Consider the following 16563-nt stretch of genomic DNA (forward strand, 5'->3'; position numbering starts at 1 on the left):
TGGATCGCAAGTGTATGCGTCTGTTAATGCAAACCAGTTGCAGTTGAACAGGAAGACGATGAACTCGAAAAAAACCTGAATTTTATTTTGAAATTATTTCCTGGCTGCCGTCGGCCAGCGTGCGCACGGCCACCGGCAGGATGTTCGGCAAGGCCTTGAGCAAGGCGTCGGTGTTGTCGGTGCGGAACACGCTGGTCAGGCGCAGGTTGGCCACGGCGGGGCCGGAGACCTTCAGAGGCTTGTCGCGGTAACGGGACACCTGCGCCGCCACATCGCTCAGGCTGGCGTTGTTGAACACCAGTTTGCCGCTGCGCCAGGCGGTCAGCTCGGCCGGGTTGACCGCGTAGGCCGGCGCGACGGCGCCCTGGGCGTCGACATGGGTGCCCAGGCCGGCGGTCAGGCTGACGAAGGCGTTGTCCGGCGCGTTGCGGCCCTGCACCTTGACCGTGCCCTGCTCCACCGCGACCCGGGTCTGCGCCGGGTCGCGGCGCACGTCGAAGCGGGTGCCGGTGACCGTGACCTTGCCGCTGCCGGCCTCGACCACGAACGGACGCGAGGTGTCGTGCTCGACACTGAACATCGCCTCGCCTTCGGTGAGTTCGACGACGCGGCGATCCTTTTCAAAGCGCACCTTCAAGGCACTCCGGCTGTCGAGGTCGACGACCGAACCGTCAGGCAGCGCCACATGCCGCCGTTCGCCGGTCTTCGTCGCGAATTCGGCGCTGTAGCCCGCCGGTGGGGTGAGCCCGCTGAACAGCCCCAGCCCGACCGCCACCGCCAGCACCCCGGCGGCCACCGCATAGCGCAGCGCCGGCCGGCGCCCGCGGCGGGCCGGCGGCTCGTCGCACAAGGCCTTCAGGCGTGGCGCCGGCAGCAGGTCGGCGGCGGTCCACACGCCTTGCAGCAACAGGAACTCGTCGCGGTGCGAGGCATGTTCGTTCAGCCAGGCGTCGAAGCGCTGCCGCTCGTCCACGCTGACGGCCGCCTCCTGCAGGCGCACGAACCAGCGTGCCGCCTCATCGCGCACCGTTGCCTGCCCGCACGCGCAATCACGGGTCTGCATCATGGAATGTCCTGTCTGGCCGGGGATGAATGACGGCGCCCGCTCATGGCTGCAACCCGTCCAGACGGTCGCGCAGGTGCCGCAGGGTGCGGATCATATACTTTTCCACCATGTTCCTGGACAGCCCCAGGCGCTCGGCGATTTCCGCCTGGGTCAGGCCTTCGAGCTTCTGCCAGACGAAGATCCGCCGGCAGTTGACCGGCAGCTCCGCGAGCGCCCGCTCAATGGAATCGGCCAACTGGATCGCATGCATGTAATGCTCCGGGTCGCCGGTCGGCGACTCACTGAGATCGATCGCCTCCGACTCCATGGCGCCCCGTCGGTCCTCACGCCGAAAGCCGTCCACCGCGATGTTGCGTGCGGTCTGGTGCAGGTACGCCCGTGGCTGCTGCACTGTCGCCGCATCGGTTTCGAGCACCCGCACGAAGGTGTCGTGCGCCAGGTCCTCGGCCTGCTGACGATTGCGCAGGCGACGGGTCCAGGTGCCGATCAACTCTTCGTAATGCTCGAAAAAGCCGGGTCTGCGGGGCAGCATGGGGATCATGGCGGCGTGCTGAGGAAAGGGGCGTGAATAGTAATGTTTCGTATTACGCCCGGCAATCGTTCCTTGGGCCTGTCGACGGGAGGCGGCATGCGCCCTATTTGGCCTTGATCTTGCCCGTTCCTTTGCCCTGGTCCGGATCGACGATGCCGAAACACCCCTCCGGCGGATGCAGATACTGATAAAGCGGATTGACCAGCAGGTGCGCGTCACCGCAGGTGATCAGGTGGATGTGGTCGCGGTAGGTGTCGATCAGGCGCTGGATCGCGGGGGCGATGTAAGGATGGATGCCCGTGCGCAGCTCCATGCCGGCCCGCACGTAGGCCGAGTAGAGTTCCTTGAACTTGGCGCCGTCCGTTGCCGACAGCCGCGTCGTCGACGACGGGGTGGAACTGAAGATGGCCTTCAGGCCGGTCTTTTCCTCGACGTAGGGTTTGGCGAAGTCCACGAACGCCTGGTGCTCGGTTCTCAGAAAACCCATCTGCGCGACCTTGGCGCTGTCGCCCAACGCACCGCGGACAAACCCGACGGTGATGTTGGCGGGAAAGTCCTGCGCCCGGTTGTAGTAGTTCTTCATCAGGTTTTCGAGGATCGGGAACACCGCGTGCTCCCAGCCGAACACCTTGCCGTGGTCAAACACCGGGCCGAACAGCGGCGGCACCGAATCACGGGTGACCGCCCTGGGGTACTGCTCGACATGGCAGACGATCTTGTTGTCTTCGATCAGCGGTGCGAAGAAGTTCGCCCAGACGCCCTGCGCCGCCCATTGGAACGGCGGCTCGCGGTGGGCATCGCCGGTAAGGAAGATCATCGGGTCGTATTCGTCCGGAAAATGCCCGGCGGCGGCTTCGAGATCCGTCGCGCGCTCGTCGGACATCAACACCCCTTCATCGATCCACCAGCCGTTGCCGAACTTCTTGCCCATGTCGTTGCACCCCGTCAGTCCCTTGCAGTGAGCGTCCGTTCTCACACGCTAGTTGCAGGCCTGCGGGTTTTCCAGCGGGGGCGAAGAAATCGACGCAGACCAGACCATGCCCCCCTGTAGAAGCGAGCCTGCTCGCGATGGCGATGGAACAGGCACCTTTGCAGTGACTGGTCCGACGCCATCGCGAGCAGGCTCGCTCCCACAGGGGCATGCTTGTCGTTTGGGTTGAGGCCTGCAGGGTTGGACGGTGGATGGGGCTCATCCACCGTGGGGGCTTCAGCCGCGTTCGTCGATGCCGGCCTGCAGCGTCTGGCTGTCGAAATGACCGCTGACGGTGACCGGGCCGGCTTTCAGCGTGCCGTTCTCAACCGAGACCTTCGGTGCGTTCTCTTCAGCCTTGTGCGGCAGGGTCAGGCCGGCCTTGACCCCGTAGTCGCGGTTGTCCAGATCCGTCTTGCCGACCGGTGAGCCGCCCAGGTGCACCCGGCCGCCCGCCGCCGAGACCCGCGCGCCGGTCAGTTGCGTGGCGCCGCCGACGTTCAGGTTCACGCCTTGCTGGCCGCTGATGCCGGACGCCTGGCCGACGCTGTCCTTGTGGGCGTATTCGCCCTGGGCGATGAGGGTCGGCTTGTAGTCGGTGCCGGCCAGTTCCTTCTTGTCGCTCGGCGGGTTCTTCTTGCCGGTCAGGCCCAGATCCACATCGACCTTGGCGTGGTTCTGCGTGTCCTGGCGGCTTTCGACGGTCAGGTCACCGGCAATGTTGCCGCCGACGGTCTTGCCCTCGACCTGCGCACCGCTCAGTCGGGCGTCGCCCGCGCTGTTCAACACCACCGCATCGGCCTTGATCCGGCTGTTCTGCTGCGTGGTGCCCTGCACATAGTCCACGCCCACCTTGGCCCCGGCGTTGAAGCCGTGGTCGCTGGTGGCCTTCTCATCGGCGGCGGTCGGTGTGCTTTGGCTGAGGTTGCCGCCGGCATTCAGGGCGACGTTCCAGTTGTTGCGGCTGTCGCTGGACTGCGCGGATTCCAGCGCGATGCCGCCCTTGCCGGCGTCGAGGCTCACGCTCGGCGCGCCGACCTGGGTGCCTTGCTGGCGCACCGAATCGCCGCTCAGGGCGATGCTGGTCTGGCTGTCAAGCTGGCCGCCCTTGAGGGTCTGGGTGTTCTCGTTCACCCGGCCGATGTTGAAGTTGCCGCTGAGGTTGCCACCCTGATCGCGGCTCTTCTCGCTGCTGGTCTTGCTGCCGCCCGCCTTCAGGCCGCCGCCGAGGTTGCCGCCGGTGGCGACGTGGGTGTCGGTGGCCGCTTGCAGGTCGAGGGTGCCGCCGGCCTTCAGGTCGATGGCGCCTGCGCTGTCGATCTTCGCGCCTTGCTGGACCTGGTTGCCGCCGCTGGTGAACTGCACAGGGCCGTTGCCCTGGACGCTCGCCACACGGGCCTGGCTGTCGTTGACCTGCTTGCCGGTGTGGTCGAGCTGGAACCCGGCGCCGAGATCGACGTTGGTGCCGTCGGTGCCCGGCAAGGTGCCGACGGTCAGCGAGCCGTTGCCGCGCAGGCTGGAAGTGTCGCTGCCCTGACGGTCGTTGGCCTGGTTCAGGGCCAGGTCGCCGCCGGTCTTGACGCTGACGCCGCCCTGGCCGCCGTCGAAGCGGCTGCCCTCGAACTGCGCGTCGCCGCGCACGTTGATGTTCACGCCCTGGCTGCCAGCGTAGCCGCCGACCACCGCCGTGGCGCTGTCCTTGCGGGTCTGGCTGCTGCCGCCGGCGCCGCTGCCGGCGACGTTCACGTCTTCGCCGGTCTTGGTGTAGACGCGCACATCGACCTTGGCGTCCACCGCCTTGTCGCTGCTGCTGCGGGTATCGGCGGCCGCGTCGGCCACCAGTTTGTCCGCGCCGATGTTCACCTTGCCGGCGCTTGCGTTGTATTGGGTGCCTTGGTCCTTCAGCGTGCCGGCGACGTTCACGTCCACGGTGGCGCCATCGAAGCGACTGACCACGGCGGTGCTGCCCTGCTCGGTCTTGCCGGCGCTGGCGTGGCCCACTGCGACATCGATGCCGACGTTCGGCTGCCCGAGGTTGCTCAGGGCGTCCTTGTCCGGCACCTTGCCGGCGAGCACGTCCTTGACCGCTGCGACGACCGGCCGGGCGATGTCCTTGTACTCGACGTTGGCGCCGATGTCCGCCGACCAGTGGCTCTCGTCGTGGGTGCTGCTGGAGGTGTTGCCGGCCGCACGGTTGTCCACCTCGTTGGCGACCACGTTCAGGCCGTTGCCGGACTTGAGCTGCGCGCCTTCGGTGACGAGTGTGCCGGCATTGATGGTCAGGCCGCCGCTGCTCTGCACGCCGGTGGTCTGCGCGGTGGTTTTGCGGGTGGCGTCGTGCGCCGTGTCGCGGGCGAAGTCGATGCCGCTGCCGGCGCGGTCAAGGCCGCCGGTGTAGTAGAAGCCGCCGCCGGTGTTGGCGGTGTCGGTGGAGGTCTGATGGCTGTCCTGCTCCGCCAGCAGCGACACATTCTTGCCGCTGAGGGTCGTATCGCCTGCGGTGGATTTCACCTCGCCGCCCTTGACCGTCAGGTCGCCGCCGGCCTTCACCTGCACGGTGCCACCGGTGAGGCTTGCGCCCTGCTGGCTGACATCGTTGGCGGTGACGGTCTTCTGCTTGTCTTCGTAATGAATGCCGGCGCGGTACTGCCCGGCGTCCGGCGCGTTCTCTTTGGCGTAGGCGTCGAAGCCGCGGGTCTGGATGCTGTCGCTGCGCTCGCGGGTGTCTTGCGCAGCCTTCACGTTCACATCGCCCGCCGCGTCGGCGGTCAGCGCCCCACCGGCCTTGACCGAGGCGCCGGCGACTTCGATGTCCTTGGCGCTCTTGAGCTTGAGGTTGCTGTCGGACACCAGTTCGCTGCGCACCGTGGTGCTGTCCTTGGCGTTCTGCCGGGACTCGTCCTTGGTGATGCCGAAGAACTTGCTGTCCTTGTCGTGGCTGTTGCTGTGGGAGGTGTCCTGCACGCCATCGACAATCAGCGAACCGCTGTCGCTGATCACGCTGGCGTCGGTGCCGCCGCGCACCTGACTGGCGCTGATGCGCACGTCGTCGGCCTTGACCGTCAGTTTGCCGCTCGCGTTGACCTTGCTGCCCTGGTGGCGGGTCTGGCCCTTGTCGGCGTCGCCGGTCTTGCCGAAGAAGCCGCCGCCCACCAGATCGCCCGCGTAGCGGTTGTCGCTGCTGCGGTCGGTGCGGCTGGCGGTGGTGATGTCCACTTGTTTGCCGGCCAGTTGCAGGTCGCCCCGGCTGGTCAGCTCTGCCCCTTCGGAGCGCAGCAGCGCGGCGGTCTGCAGGGCGATGTTGCCGCCCGTCAATTGACTGGTGACACTGCGCTGGGTCTCGCTGCTGCTGTCCCAGTCGGCCTTCCACAGGTGCTTGCGGTGCTTGCCTTGGTCGGTCTGCACGTGGCGCTCGGTGGCGGCGGTCAGGCGCAGGTCGCCACCGCTCTGCACGCTCAGGTCACCGGTCGCTTCGACCTTGGCGGCGTTCAGTTCGGTGTCCTTGCCGGACGACAGTTGCGCATCGCGGCTGGCGACGATCTGGCTGCCGTGCTGGCGCGAATCGCTGTCGGTGCGGGTGCGTTCGTAGGTTTCCCAGGTGATGCCGATGGTGTTGTTGCTCCAGTTCTCACGCTGTTCCTGGAGCTTGCGGCTTTCCACGGTGGTGAGGGTCAGGTTGCGGTTGGCGTCGACCTTCACGTCGCGGCCGCTGACATCGGCGGCAGCCAGGGTCAGGTCCTTGCCGCTGTGCAGGCCGACATCGCCCTGGCTGCTGCGAATGCCGGCACGGGTCACATCGAGGCTGTCGGCGACGGCCTGGCCGCTGACGCTCAGGTCGCCGGCCGAACGGATCTGCACGCCGTCGCGCCCGGCCACCTGCACCGCCCCCACCTTCACGCCGGCGCCTTCGGCGGTGCTGACGATATTGATGCGCCCGGCCTGCATCGCGCCGAACAGGCTGGCGTCGATCCGCTGGCCGGCGGTGTGGCCGCTCGGGTCCACGGTCTTCACCTGGCCGCTGGCGTAATCCACCTGGTTGCGTCCGACGGTGACGTTCAATTGGTCACGGGCGCTGAGGTTGCCCTGGCTGTCGATGCGCGGGGCGATCAGGTTCACCGAACCTTCGCCGTTGCGCAGGCCGCCGGCCTGGATCTGCAACTGGCCGCTGGCGTCGCGGGTGTTCAGCGATTGCAGCTTGCCGTCGTTCAGCTCCGGACGGCCGACCACCAGGCTGGCGTTCGGCGCGTTGATGAAACTGCCGCCGTTGACCGAGATGCCGTTGGGGTTGGCCAGCACGTAATCGGCGGCGCGGCCGAAGATTTCCTGGGCGCCGTTGATGGCTGACGGGTTGCGGCTGATCACTTCGTTGAGGATCACGCTCGCGGCCTGGCCCTGCAGTTGCGGGTTGGCCGCCAGTTGCCCGGCGAGCTGCGATTGCCCGGCCTGCAGGGCGTTGTTCAGCACCACGCCCTGGCGGTCGACGTTGTAGTCCAGGAACTGGTTGTGCGACAGGCCCGAGCCGTTGGGCGCGACGATGTTGACGATGGGCACACCGCCCTGGGTCTGCAATTGCGCGGTGCCGCCGGGGCCGGGGGCGACCACCACGCCGCCGGCCAGGGCGCTGGGCAGGTGGGCGGCGAGGAACAGGCTGGCGATGGCCCAGCGCAATTGGCCCCGGGGCGAAAGGTTGAATGCGAAGGTGTGTGCTGGCATAAAAACGTCTCCATGTAAGTACGGCATCACGTCGCGCGTTTTGGTCTTGGCCGGGGCTGTCGCGCTCAGATCCGTCGGCTGTGGGTTCACTGCGTTGTTCATATCTGCACCCCCACCCGCATCAGCCAGGCGTCGGGCTCATGGGGCAAACCGCTGGGGGTGTTGAGGTTGCGCTGGTAATCGACGTCCACCTGCAGGTTCTTCCAGCCCAGATTGAGGCCGACGCTGGCGCCGCTCAGGCGTTGGCCCGGCACGCCATGGTCGGCCTTGATCCAGCCGTGGTCGAGCCCCAGGCGCGGGGTGACCTGCACAGGCCCGCCCGTGGCCAGCGGCAGGCGCAGGGTGTTGCGCCAGATCGCGCCGCTGGCGCCGGACGCGCTGGCGACCCGGTAACCGCGCACGGCGGAATCGTCGGTGCCGAGCATCTGTTCGATGGCAGGCAACGGGTCGGGGCTGTATTGCAGGTTGAGCTGGCTCTGCCATTGCCAGGCCTGATCGCCGAGCCGACCGTTGCGCCATTGGCTGAGACCGGCGCGGTACTTGCGAAACTGCGCCTTGGGCAGGTTGCTGACCTGGCGCGCGCCGTCATCGTCGGCACCGAACCAGCGCAGGCCCTGGGCATAGTTGACGTCCAGGTTCCACACCGCGCGGTCGAGCCAGAACAGGTTGAGCCCGGCTTCGGCCACGGTCAGCGTCGGGCTCTGGATGCCCAGGCGCGCGTCCGCCAGGTAACTGTCGACGTCCTTGTGGGCCAGTTGCAGGTTGGCGCTGAGCTGGTGGCTCTGGTCGCGCCAGAGCACGCGGTCGGCGCGCAGGCTGAGCTGGTCGGTGATGCCGGTGCTGTACAGGGTCGTCGTGCTGAGCTTGAACGGCGCCCGGTACTCGGCGTGGCTGGCGAACGCGCTGTAGGTCCAGTAGCCGTAGGGAATCGCGTAGTACAGGCTGGCGTTGCGGCTGTAGCGGTCACCCCGGTTGAGGGTGTCGCTGGCGCTGAGGCTCAACAGGTCGTTGAGCTCCAGCGGGCTGTCGAGGCTCAGGCTGACGGTGTTGCGGTCGCGCCCGGTGCTGGCGCTGCCGAGGTTGTCGGCGCCCAGCCCCAGGGCCCAGCGCGATTGCCCGGCGCTGCGCGAACGCAGGACGACCCGCGAAGCGCCGGGCTGGCTGCCGGGGGCGATGTCGGCGGTCAGGTCCACCGACCGCAGGCGGTTCAGTTGGTCCAGCCCTTGCTCCAGGTCACGTAGGTTCAGCGGCTTGCCGAGCATGTGGGGAAAGGCGCCGCCCAGCGACACCGGCAGGCTCTGGTCGGCCAGTTCGATGGATTCGACGTAGCCCTCGTCGACCAGGATGTCCAGCGACTGCCCCGCCGCCGGCGCACTGCTCAAATAGGGACGGCTGGCGATGTAGCCCTGCTCGACGTAGATCGCGGTGATGTTCGCCAGCAGGTGATTGATCTGGTTGACGCCCATGCACGGCGCCAGCAGCGGTTTGATCCGCGCATTGAGCGCGTCCCTGTCGATCAGGGTGACGCCGCCGATGCGCGTGCCGCTCAGGGGCCAGCAGCGCTCGTCGGGGGTGACGGGTTGGGCGGTGGCCGTAGAGGCCGGCGCCGGGCCGAACGCGCCACGTTCCAGTTGCCGGCGCCGTTGTTCCAGTTGCAGCTGTTGCAGGTCGCGCTGTTGCTGTTGCTGCTGACGCAGCGCTTCCTGGCCGGCGGACGCCGGTTCGGCAGCCCCGGCCGGGAAGGCGCACACGCCCAACACAAAAGCCGACAACAACGGGCGACGCAGGGAACGGCAACGGGAAACAGCGCGGAACGAATACGGCACTCAACTTCCTTGCAATCATCAAATGGCGTAATGCCACTTCATCAATGTTCGTGATAGTCGGAGCCCTCCTACGCAAATGCAAGACGCTTCCTACAGTGGTTACATTTCTTAAACAATTCAGTGATTTGCCGTCATCGACCGTAATCACGGAGGGATCTGCGTACCCTCAGGGTTTCCCTGAGGGCCTGATGCGGGGCTCGAAGCAGCGCTCAAAGGGTGTTGAGCGATTGGCGGGATTCGTCATTGCGGCGGCGGCATGCTCCATTGCCTGAGGCGTTTGCCCGTGGGGCGAACCGGTCGGGTGACCACCTGACGGCCGGCGACAGAAATGAATTGCCACAAAATATTACCTGCGTCATATTACAGGCGTAATAACGGCCCGCTTCCACAGGTACATTCCCATGACCAGCATGCCCACCGTCGAACCCGACCTCGCCGTCCCGGTCGGCGCCGCCCGATCGCCCCTGCTCAAGCGCCTGCTGTTGCCCGCCGCCGGGATCGCCGTCCTGGCGTTCGCCGGACTGTACGCCGCCCATTGGTGGAGCGCCGGGCGATTCCTGGAAGAGACCGACGATGCCTACATCGGCGGCGACGTCACGGTGATCGGGCCGAAGGTCTCCGGCTACATCGAAGAAGTGCTGGTCAGCGACAACCAACCGGTCAAGGCCGGGGACGTATTGATCCGTCTCGACTCGCGGGACTACCGCGCCAGCCTGGCCAAGGCCGAAGGTGCGGTCGCCGCCGAAGAGGCGCTGCTGGCCAACCTCGACGCCACCGAACAACTGCAGCAAGCCGTGATCGGCCAGGCCCGCGCCGGCATCGACGCCGCCGGTGCCGAAACCGCCCGCTCGCGGGACGACAACGCACGCTACAAGCGGCTGGTGAGCAGCAACGCCGTCTCGGTGGAAAGCGCGCAACGGGCCGACGCCACCTTCAAGACCGCCCAGGCCCAGAGCGCTCGCGCCCAGGCCGAACTGCTCGCCGCGCAGCGCCAGCTCTCGGTCATCGAAACCCGCAAGCAACAGGCCCGCGCCGCGTTGATGCAGGCGAAGGCCGAACGCGACCTGGCGCAACTGAACTTAGGCTACACCGAGCTGCGTGCGCCGGTGGACGGCGTGATCGGCAACCGCCGCGCCCGGGTCGGCGCCTATGCCCAGGCGGGTTCGCAGCAGTTGTCGGTGGTGCCGGCCAGCGGCCTGTGGGTGGACGCCAACTTCAAGGAAGACCAGCTGGCCCGGATGAAACCCGGCCAGCGCGTGAGCATCCGCGCCGACGTGCTGTCCGGGCAGGAGTTCCACGGTCGCCTCGACAGCCTCGCCCCGGCCACCGGCTCGCAGTTCAGCGTGCTGCCGCCGGAGAACGCCACCGGCAACTTCACCAAGATCGTCCAGCGGGTGCCGGTGCGGATCCTGCTCGACCCCGCCGACGGCGTGCTCGGCCACCTGCGGCCGGGGCTGTCGGTGACCGCCGAGGTCGACACCCGCGCCCGGCCCGACACCGCCGCCGTGGCCAGTGCACCATGAGCCGCGCCCAGGCCGTCCCCGCGCCCGCGTTCAATGCCGCCGACATGGCGACGGCGACCAAGGTGTTCGCCTTCGCCACGATGTGCATCGGCATGTTCATCGCGCTGCTGGACATCCAGATCGTCTCGGCCTCCCTGCGCGACATCGGCGGCGGGCTGTCCGCGGGCACCGACGAGACGGCGTGGGTGCAGACCAGCTACCTGATCGCCGAAATCATCGTGATTCCGCTGTCGGGCTGGCTGTCCCGGGTGTTTTCCACTCGCTGGCTGTTCTGCGCCTCGGCGGTCGGCTTCACCCTCGCCAGCCTGCTGTGCGGCATCGCCTGGAACATCCAGAGCATGATCGCGTTCCGGGCGCTGCAGGGTTTCCTGGGCGGTTCGATGATCCCGCTGGTGTTCACCACGGCGTTCTTTTTCTTCACCGGCAAGCAACGGGTCATCGCGGCCGCGACCATCGGCGCCGTGGCCTCGCTGGCGCCGACGCTGGGCCCGGTGATCGGCGGCTGGATCACCGACCTGTCGTCCTGGCACTGGCTGTTCTACATCAACCTGCTGCCGGGGATCTTCGTCGCCGTGGCGGTGCCGATGCTGGTGAAGATCGACCGGCCGGAACTGTCGCTGCTCAAGGGCGCGGACTACCCGAGCATGATCCTGCTGGCGCTGTTTCTCGGCTGCCTTGAGTACACCCTCGAAGAAGGCCCGCGCTGGAACTGGTTCGGCGACCGCACCATCCTCACCACCGCGTGGATCAGCGGCCTGGCCGGCCTGGCCTTCATCGGCCGCACCTTGCGGGTGGCCAATCCGATCGTCGATCTGCGGGCGCTCAAGGACCGCAACTTCGCCCTGGGCTGCTTCTTTTCGTTCGTCACCGGCATCGGTCTGTTCGCCACCATTTACCTGACGCCGCTGTTCCTCGGCCGGGTGCTCGGCTACAGCGCGCTGGACATCGGCCTGGCGGTGTTCTCCACCGGCGTGTTCCAGATCATGGCGATTCCGCTGTACGCCTTTTTGGCCAACCGAGTCGACCTGCGCTGGATCATGATGGCCGGCCTGGCCCTGTTCGCGCTGTCGATGTGGGAGTTCAGCCCGATCACCCACGACTGGGGCGCCGCAGAACTGCTGCTGCCGCAGGCGCTGCGCGGGATCGCCCAGCAACTGGCGGTGCCGCCGGCGGTGACGCTGACGTTGGGCGGCCTCGCGCCGGCACGGCTCAAGCATGCCTCGGGCCTGTTCAACCTGATGCGCAACCTGGGCGGCGCCATCGGCATCGCAGCCTGCGCGACCATCCTCAACGACCGCACCAACCTGCACTTCACCCGGCTGGCGGAGCACCTGAACAGCCGCAACGAAGCGCTGAACCAATGGCTGGGCCAGGTCGGCGGCAACCTCGCCGCGTGGGGGCAGCACGGGGACGCGGGCATGACCGCCAGCCTGCGCCAATTGTGGCTGCTGACCTACCGTGAGGCGCAGACGCAGACCTATGGCGACACGTTTCTGGTGATCATGGTGTGCTTCGGCCTCGCCACGGCGATGGTGCCCTTGATGCGCAAGGTGCTGCCGCCGCCCGCACCGAGTGCCGATGCACATTGAAGGGATACCTGTAGGAGCCAGCCTGCTGGCGATGGCGTCAGTGAAGCCACCGCCGGGCAGGGTCAAGGCAGTCGGATCAGGCCTGCGGGGTCTTGCGGAAACCGACGGCCAGGCGGTTCCAGCTGTTGATGGTGCTGATGGCCACGGTCAGGTCGACCATTTCCTTGGGCGAGAACTGGGCGCTGACGGTTTCGTAGTCTTCGTCCGGCGCGTGGGTCAGGCTCAGTTGGGTCAGCGATTCGGTCCACAGCAGGGCGGCGCGCTCGCGGTCGGTGAAGAACGGGGCCTCGCGCCAGGCGGTCACGGCGAACAGCCGACGCGGGGTCTCGCCGCCCTTGATCGCATCGCTGGTGTGCATGTCGATGCAGAACGCACAGCCGTTGATCTGCGAAGCGCGCAGTTTGACCAGTTCGATCAGGCTCTTTTCCAGCGGCAGTTTGGAGACGGCGCTTTCCAGGGCCATCATCGCTTTGAGTGCGTCGGGGGAAGCGGTGTAGAAATCGATGCGGGCTTTCATGGCAGGTTTCCGGGTCAAGTGAATGTGCGGCTACGTTAATCCCGCAGCCCCGGCGCACAAATAGCCAATCCGGCAGAAGTCCGGGTGACCACTGCCTTACGCACGATGCCGCAACCAGTGCAGGAACCCCTTCTTCGGCACCACCGCCGGCACCTCCTGGGTCAGGCTCTTGGCCTTGAGCAGACGGAAATCCAGCAACGCCTTCATGGCGTCGCTGATGTCGTGGCGGGCATCCAGGCAGGGCTTGAGGTAAGCCTTTTCGATGCGGTACAGCGTGCAATAGGTCTTGGCCGAGAACGTCGCCGGCAAGGCCGAGTCGCTCAGGATGCCGGCCTCGCCGATCACCTCGCCCGGCCCCATGCGCCCGGACTCGAACGGCGTTCCGTGGCGCAGCAGCGTCACCGAGAGCACGCCGGACTCGATGATCAGCAGATGGTCGCTGACCTGCCCCGCCTCCAGGATCACCTCGCCGGCACGGAAGGTCTGCAGGGTCATGTTCTGGCTGAACGTGTCCTTTTCTTCCTCGCGCAGGGTGGAGAAGATCGGCGAACTCTCCAGCAGGGCCCGGGGCCGCGACAGGTCGGCGGGCGCCAGAGGTTCGACGCTCGACAGCAGGTTGACCCCGGAGGCCTGCAAATGCCGGTAGGCGAGGTCGAACAGCTGGTTGCGCACCGAGCGCTTTTCGCTCATCGACGCGACGAAGCCGCCGATCTCGTATTCCACGCCGGTGCTGGTGGCGTTCTTCATCGCCACGCTGGGCGCCGGGTCGTCCAACAGGAAGCGGCAACCCTGCACGGCCCGCTCCAGCGCCTCGAGCACCGTGTTGGGCCGCGAATGGGGGCTCACCTGCACGCTGACGGACACCCCGAACATGTTGCTCGGCCGGCTGAAGTTGATGATCTTGGCCTTGGCCGCCAGCGAGTTGGGGATCACCGCCATGCTGCCCTGGGACGTCTGTAGGCGGGTGGCGCGCCAGTCGATGTCGGTGACCCGGCCTTCGGTGCCGTCGATGGAGATCCAGTCATCCAGTTGGTAGGGTTTGGTGGTGTTGAGCACGATGCCGGAGAACACGTCGCTGAGGGTGCTCTGCAATGCCAGGCCGACGATGATCGCCAAGGCGCCGGACGTCGCCAGCACGCCCTTGACCGGCAGGTCGAGCACGTAGGCCAGCGCCGCGATGACCGCGATCAGGAAGATCACGGCCCCGAGCAGATCCTGCAGCAGCCGCCCGGTGTGCCCGACCCGCTGCATCATCGCCGCGCCGATCAGCACCGTCAGGGTGCGCGCGCCGAACAGCCACCAGCCGATCTGCAGGCCGGTCGCCGCCAGGTGCAGCGGCACGTTGTCGGCCCACGGCGCGGTCTCCATCGGGTTGAGGCCTTCGTTGAACAGCAGGATGCTGAACAACGTGAAGATCACCACCCGCACCAGCAGCTTCCACCCGCTGCCGTGGGAGCTGATCAGGCGCCACAGCCCCAGATCGACCAGGATCAGGATCAGCGCGCAAATCAAGGGATGATCGGTGAGCAGTGACAGCATCAAACAACTCCGGCAGAGACCAATCGGCAGAAGATCTCACAGATCGGTTCAGTGTAGGAGCATTTGATTCACGCCATAGAAACTGTAGGCGCCAGCCTGCTGGCGAGGGCGCTGGGTCAGGCACCAGGGATGTCGGCAATGCCGGCCTCATCGCTTGCAGGCAAGCTCCTACAGGATCTTGTAGTGTGCCGGGATTTTGCGGGCACCTGAGATACCTGTGGGAGTGGGCTTGCCCGCGATGGCGGCCTGTCAGCCACCGGAGATGTCGGCTGTGATGGCCCAATCGTTGGCAAGCCAACTCCCACAGGTTTCTGTGGTGTACAGGAATCCTGCGGACACCGGGGATCCCTTGTGGGAGCCAGCCTGCTGGCGATGGCGGTGTTGGCGAACCGGGGTCAGTCCTGCATCCGGCCGAACCGCCCCGACTGGAAGTCGGCGAACGCCTGATGGATTTCCGCTTCGCTGTTCATCACGAACGGACCGTGACCGACGATGGGCTCGTCGATCGGTTCGCCGCTGAGCAACAGCACCACCGCGTCGGCGTCAGCCTTGAGCGTCACCTGCCGGCCATCGCGCTCGAACAGCGCCAACTGGCCGACGGCGGCCTGTTCCCGTCCGTTGATCTGCACCGAACCACGCAACACCACCAGGGCGGTGTTGCGCCCTTCGTGCAGGTCCAGGTCCAGCGTCTTCCCGGCGTTCAGCCGGATGTCCCAGACGTCCACCGGCGTGAAGGTGCGCGCCGCGCCCTGGCGGCCGTCGAACTCGCCGGCGATCAAGCGCAGGCGGCCCGCGCCGTCCTTGAGCTCGATGTCGGGAATGTCGCCGTCGAGGATCGTCTGGTAACCGGGCGCCGCCATCTTGTCCTTGGCCGGCAGGTTGACCCACAGCTGCACCATTTCCATCCTGCCGCCGGTGCGGGCGAAGTCCCGGGAATGGAATTCCTCGTGCAGGATCCCGGACGCCGCCGTCATCCACTGCACGTCGCCGGGGCCGATCTTGCCGCCGCTGCCGGTGGAGTCCCGGTGCTCCACTTCACCGTCGTAGACGATGGTCACGGTCTCGAAGCCGCGGTGCGGATGCTGGCCGACGCCGCGCCGCTCATGGGTCGGCGTGAACTCGGCGGGACCTGCGTGATCGAGCAGCAGGAACGGGCTGATGTGCCGGGCCAGGTTGTCGTAGGAAAACAGCGTGCGAACCGGAAATCCGTCGCCCACCCAGTGGCCACGGGGACTGGTGTAAATGCCGATGAGGTCTTTCATGGTGCCTCCCGAAAGGTGGTTTCAATGGATTGATGTTAAATCCGCTACCTATCCGGCACTAGTCAGGCAAAAGCAGCTTCATCGTTCCACACGTAGAACAATGCGTACCCGCACCGCCGATTCGTGACTTGCGCTCAACAGTGCTTTGCCGGGGCAGCGGTTTTTCCCGGGCAGGCCGCCACGGATACTGCGCCCATTCCCTTCGCAACCCTGGAGTCACGCATGTCTGTTCCCGCTTTCGGTCTTGGTACGTTTCGCCTGCAAGGTCAGGTGGTCATCGATTCGGTGAGCACCGCCCTGGAGCTGGGCTACCGGGCCATCGACACCGCCCAGATCTACGAGAACGAAGCCGAGGTCGGCCACGCCATCGCCGTCAGCGGCATCCCCCGTGAAGAGCTGTTCATCACCAGCAAGATCTGGGTCGCCAATTACGCCAAGGACCGCCTGATCGACAGCCTCCGGGAGAGCCTGCGCAAACTGCAGACCGACTACCTCGACCTGACGCTGATCCACTGGCCGTCCCCCGACGATCAAGTGCCGGTGGAGGAATTCATGGGCGCCCTGCTCGAAGCCAAGCGCCTGGGCCTGACCCGCCGGATCGGCGTGTCCAACTTCACCATCGGCCTGCTGAAACAAGCCATCGCGGCGGTCGGCGCCGAGCACATCGCCACCCACCAGATCGAAGTGCATCCGTTCCTGCAGAACCGCAAGGTGATCGCCTTCACCCAGAGCCAGGGCATCCACACCACCTCGTACATGACCCTGGCCTACGGCGAAGCGCTGAAGGATCCGCTGATCCAGCAGATCGCCGAACGGCTGGGCGCCACCCCGGCGCAGGTGACGCTGGCCTGGGCGATGCAGTCGGGTTATGCGGTGATCCCGTCGTCGACCCGGCGCGCCAACCTGCAAAGCAACCTCGGCGCCACGGCCCTGACCCTGAGCGAGGCCGACATGGCCTTGATCGCGACCCTGGACCGCGGCCAGCGCCTGACCAGCCCCGACGGCATCGCCCCCGAGTGGGACTGA

The 16563-nt window shown here is 66.6% G+C and carries 11 protein-coding genes; 3 read left to right on the plus strand and 8 right to left on the minus strand.

Translation table 11 applies throughout. The features are described 5' to 3' along the window. Positions 1–82: 82 nt before the first annotated feature. From CAG31_RS00445 to CAG31_RS00465, 5 genes are all read right to left on the minus strand, one after another. Complete coding sequence (locus CAG31_RS00445) at positions 83–1066, minus strand: FecR family protein (protein WP_085577511.1); 984 nt, start codon at positions 1064–1066, stop codon at positions 83–85. 40 nt (positions 1067–1106) lie between these two features. Further along, the gene (locus CAG31_RS00450; protein WP_085577512.1) at positions 1107–1607 is read right to left on the minus strand and encodes a sigma-70 family RNA polymerase sigma factor; all 501 of its coding nucleotides are present in this window, start codon (positions 1605–1607) and stop codon (positions 1107–1109) included. Between the two features lie 94 nt (positions 1608–1701). Further along, positions 1702–2529 (minus strand): hypothetical protein, encoded by an 828-nt coding sequence (locus CAG31_RS00455; RefSeq protein ID WP_085577513.1) that lies wholly within the window; start codon positions 2527–2529, stop codon positions 1702–1704. Positions 2530–2805: 276 nt separating this feature from the next. Further along, positions 2806–7281 carry a hemagglutinin repeat-containing protein gene (locus CAG31_RS00460; RefSeq protein WP_085577514.1) on the minus strand — a complete coding sequence of 1492 codons (4476 nt, stop codon included), beginning with the start codon at positions 7279–7281 and terminating at the stop codon, positions 2806–2808. A gap of 98 nt (positions 7282–7379) precedes the next feature. Beyond that, positions 7380–9107, minus strand: coding sequence for a ShlB/FhaC/HecB family hemolysin secretion/activation protein (locus CAG31_RS00465; RefSeq protein WP_085577515.1), 1728 nt, complete (start codon positions 9105–9107; stop codon positions 7380–7382). A 401-nt stretch (positions 9108–9508) separates the two neighbouring features. On the opposite strand from CAG31_RS00465, the gene CAG31_RS00470 reads away from it, so the two are divergent. After that, on the plus strand, positions 9509–10630 hold the full coding sequence (locus CAG31_RS00470; RefSeq protein ID WP_085577516.1) for an HlyD family secretion protein: 1122 nt from the start codon (positions 9509–9511) through the stop codon (positions 10628–10630). Beyond that, a complete protein-coding gene (locus tag CAG31_RS00475) occupies positions 10627–12219 on the plus strand; it encodes a DHA2 family efflux MFS transporter permease subunit (RefSeq protein ID WP_085577517.1) in 1593 nt (530 codons plus the stop codon). The genes CAG31_RS00470 and CAG31_RS00475 overlap by 4 nt, the downstream gene beginning before the upstream one ends. A gap of 76 nt (positions 12220–12295) precedes the next feature. Here the strand turns inward: CAG31_RS00475 and CAG31_RS00480 are convergent, their stop codons facing one another. From CAG31_RS00480 to CAG31_RS00490, 3 genes are all read right to left on the minus strand, one after another. Further along, the gene (locus CAG31_RS00480; protein ID WP_085577518.1) at positions 12296–12736 is read right to left on the minus strand and encodes a carboxymuconolactone decarboxylase family protein; all 441 of its coding nucleotides are present in this window, start codon (positions 12734–12736) and stop codon (positions 12296–12298) included. Positions 12737–12832: 96 nt separating this feature from the next. Then, positions 12833–14275, minus strand: coding sequence for a mechanosensitive ion channel family protein (locus CAG31_RS00485; RefSeq protein ID WP_085577519.1), 1443 nt, complete (start codon positions 14273–14275; stop codon positions 12833–12835). Between the two features lie 395 nt (positions 14276–14670). Continuing rightward, positions 14671–15537: a pirin family protein gene (locus tag CAG31_RS00490; protein ID WP_085577520.1), complete on the minus strand. Its 867-nt coding sequence runs from the start codon at positions 15535–15537 to the stop codon at positions 14671–14673. Positions 15538–15759: 222 nt separating this feature from the next. Between CAG31_RS00490 and dkgB the strand changes: the two genes are divergently transcribed. Next, positions 15760–16563 (plus strand): 2,5-didehydrogluconate reductase DkgB, encoded by an 804-nt coding sequence (gene dkgB, locus CAG31_RS00495; RefSeq protein ID WP_085577521.1) that lies wholly within the window; start codon positions 15760–15762, stop codon positions 16561–16563.

The sequence above is a fragment of the Pseudomonas sp. R25(2017) genome (genome assembly GCF_002112565.1).
Taxonomy (GTDB): Bacteria; Pseudomonadota; Gammaproteobacteria; order Pseudomonadales; family Pseudomonadaceae; genus Aquipseudomonas; species Aquipseudomonas ekonensis.

Bases quoted from the DNA above. Each gene is read 5' to 3' on its own strand.
- CAG31_RS00475 (WP_085577517.1), top strand. From the start codon at position 10,627: ATGAGCCGCGCCCAGGCCGTCCCCGCGCCCGCGTTCAATGCCGCCGAC.
- CAG31_RS00460 (WP_085577514.1), bottom strand. From the start codon at position 7,281: ATGCCAGCACACACCTTCGCATTCAACCTTTCGCCCCGGGGCCAATTG.
- dkgB (WP_085577521.1), top strand. From the start codon at position 15,760: ATGTCTGTTCCCGCTTTCGGTCTTGGTACGTTTCGCCTGCAAGGTCAG.
- CAG31_RS00455 (WP_085577513.1), bottom strand. From the start codon at position 2,529: ATGGGCAAGAAGTTCGGCAACGGCTGGTGGATCGATGAAGGGGTGTTG.
- CAG31_RS00490 (WP_085577520.1), bottom strand. From the start codon at position 15,537: ATGAAAGACCTCATCGGCATTTACACCAGTCCCCGTGGCCACTGGGTG.
- CAG31_RS00450 (WP_085577512.1), bottom strand. From the start codon at position 1,607: ATGATCCCCATGCTGCCCCGCAGACCCGGCTTTTTCGAGCATTACGAA.
- CAG31_RS00485 (WP_085577519.1), bottom strand. From the start codon at position 14,275: ATGCTGTCACTGCTCACCGATCATCCCTTGATTTGCGCGCTGATCCTG.
- CAG31_RS00445 (WP_085577511.1), bottom strand. From the start codon at position 1,066: ATGATGCAGACCCGTGATTGCGCGTGCGGGCAGGCAACGGTGCGCGAT.
- CAG31_RS00480 (WP_085577518.1), bottom strand. From the start codon at position 12,736: ATGAAAGCCCGCATCGATTTCTACACCGCTTCCCCCGACGCACTCAAA.
- CAG31_RS00470 (WP_085577516.1), top strand. From the start codon at position 9,509: ATGACCAGCATGCCCACCGTCGAACCCGACCTCGCCGTCCCGGTCGGC.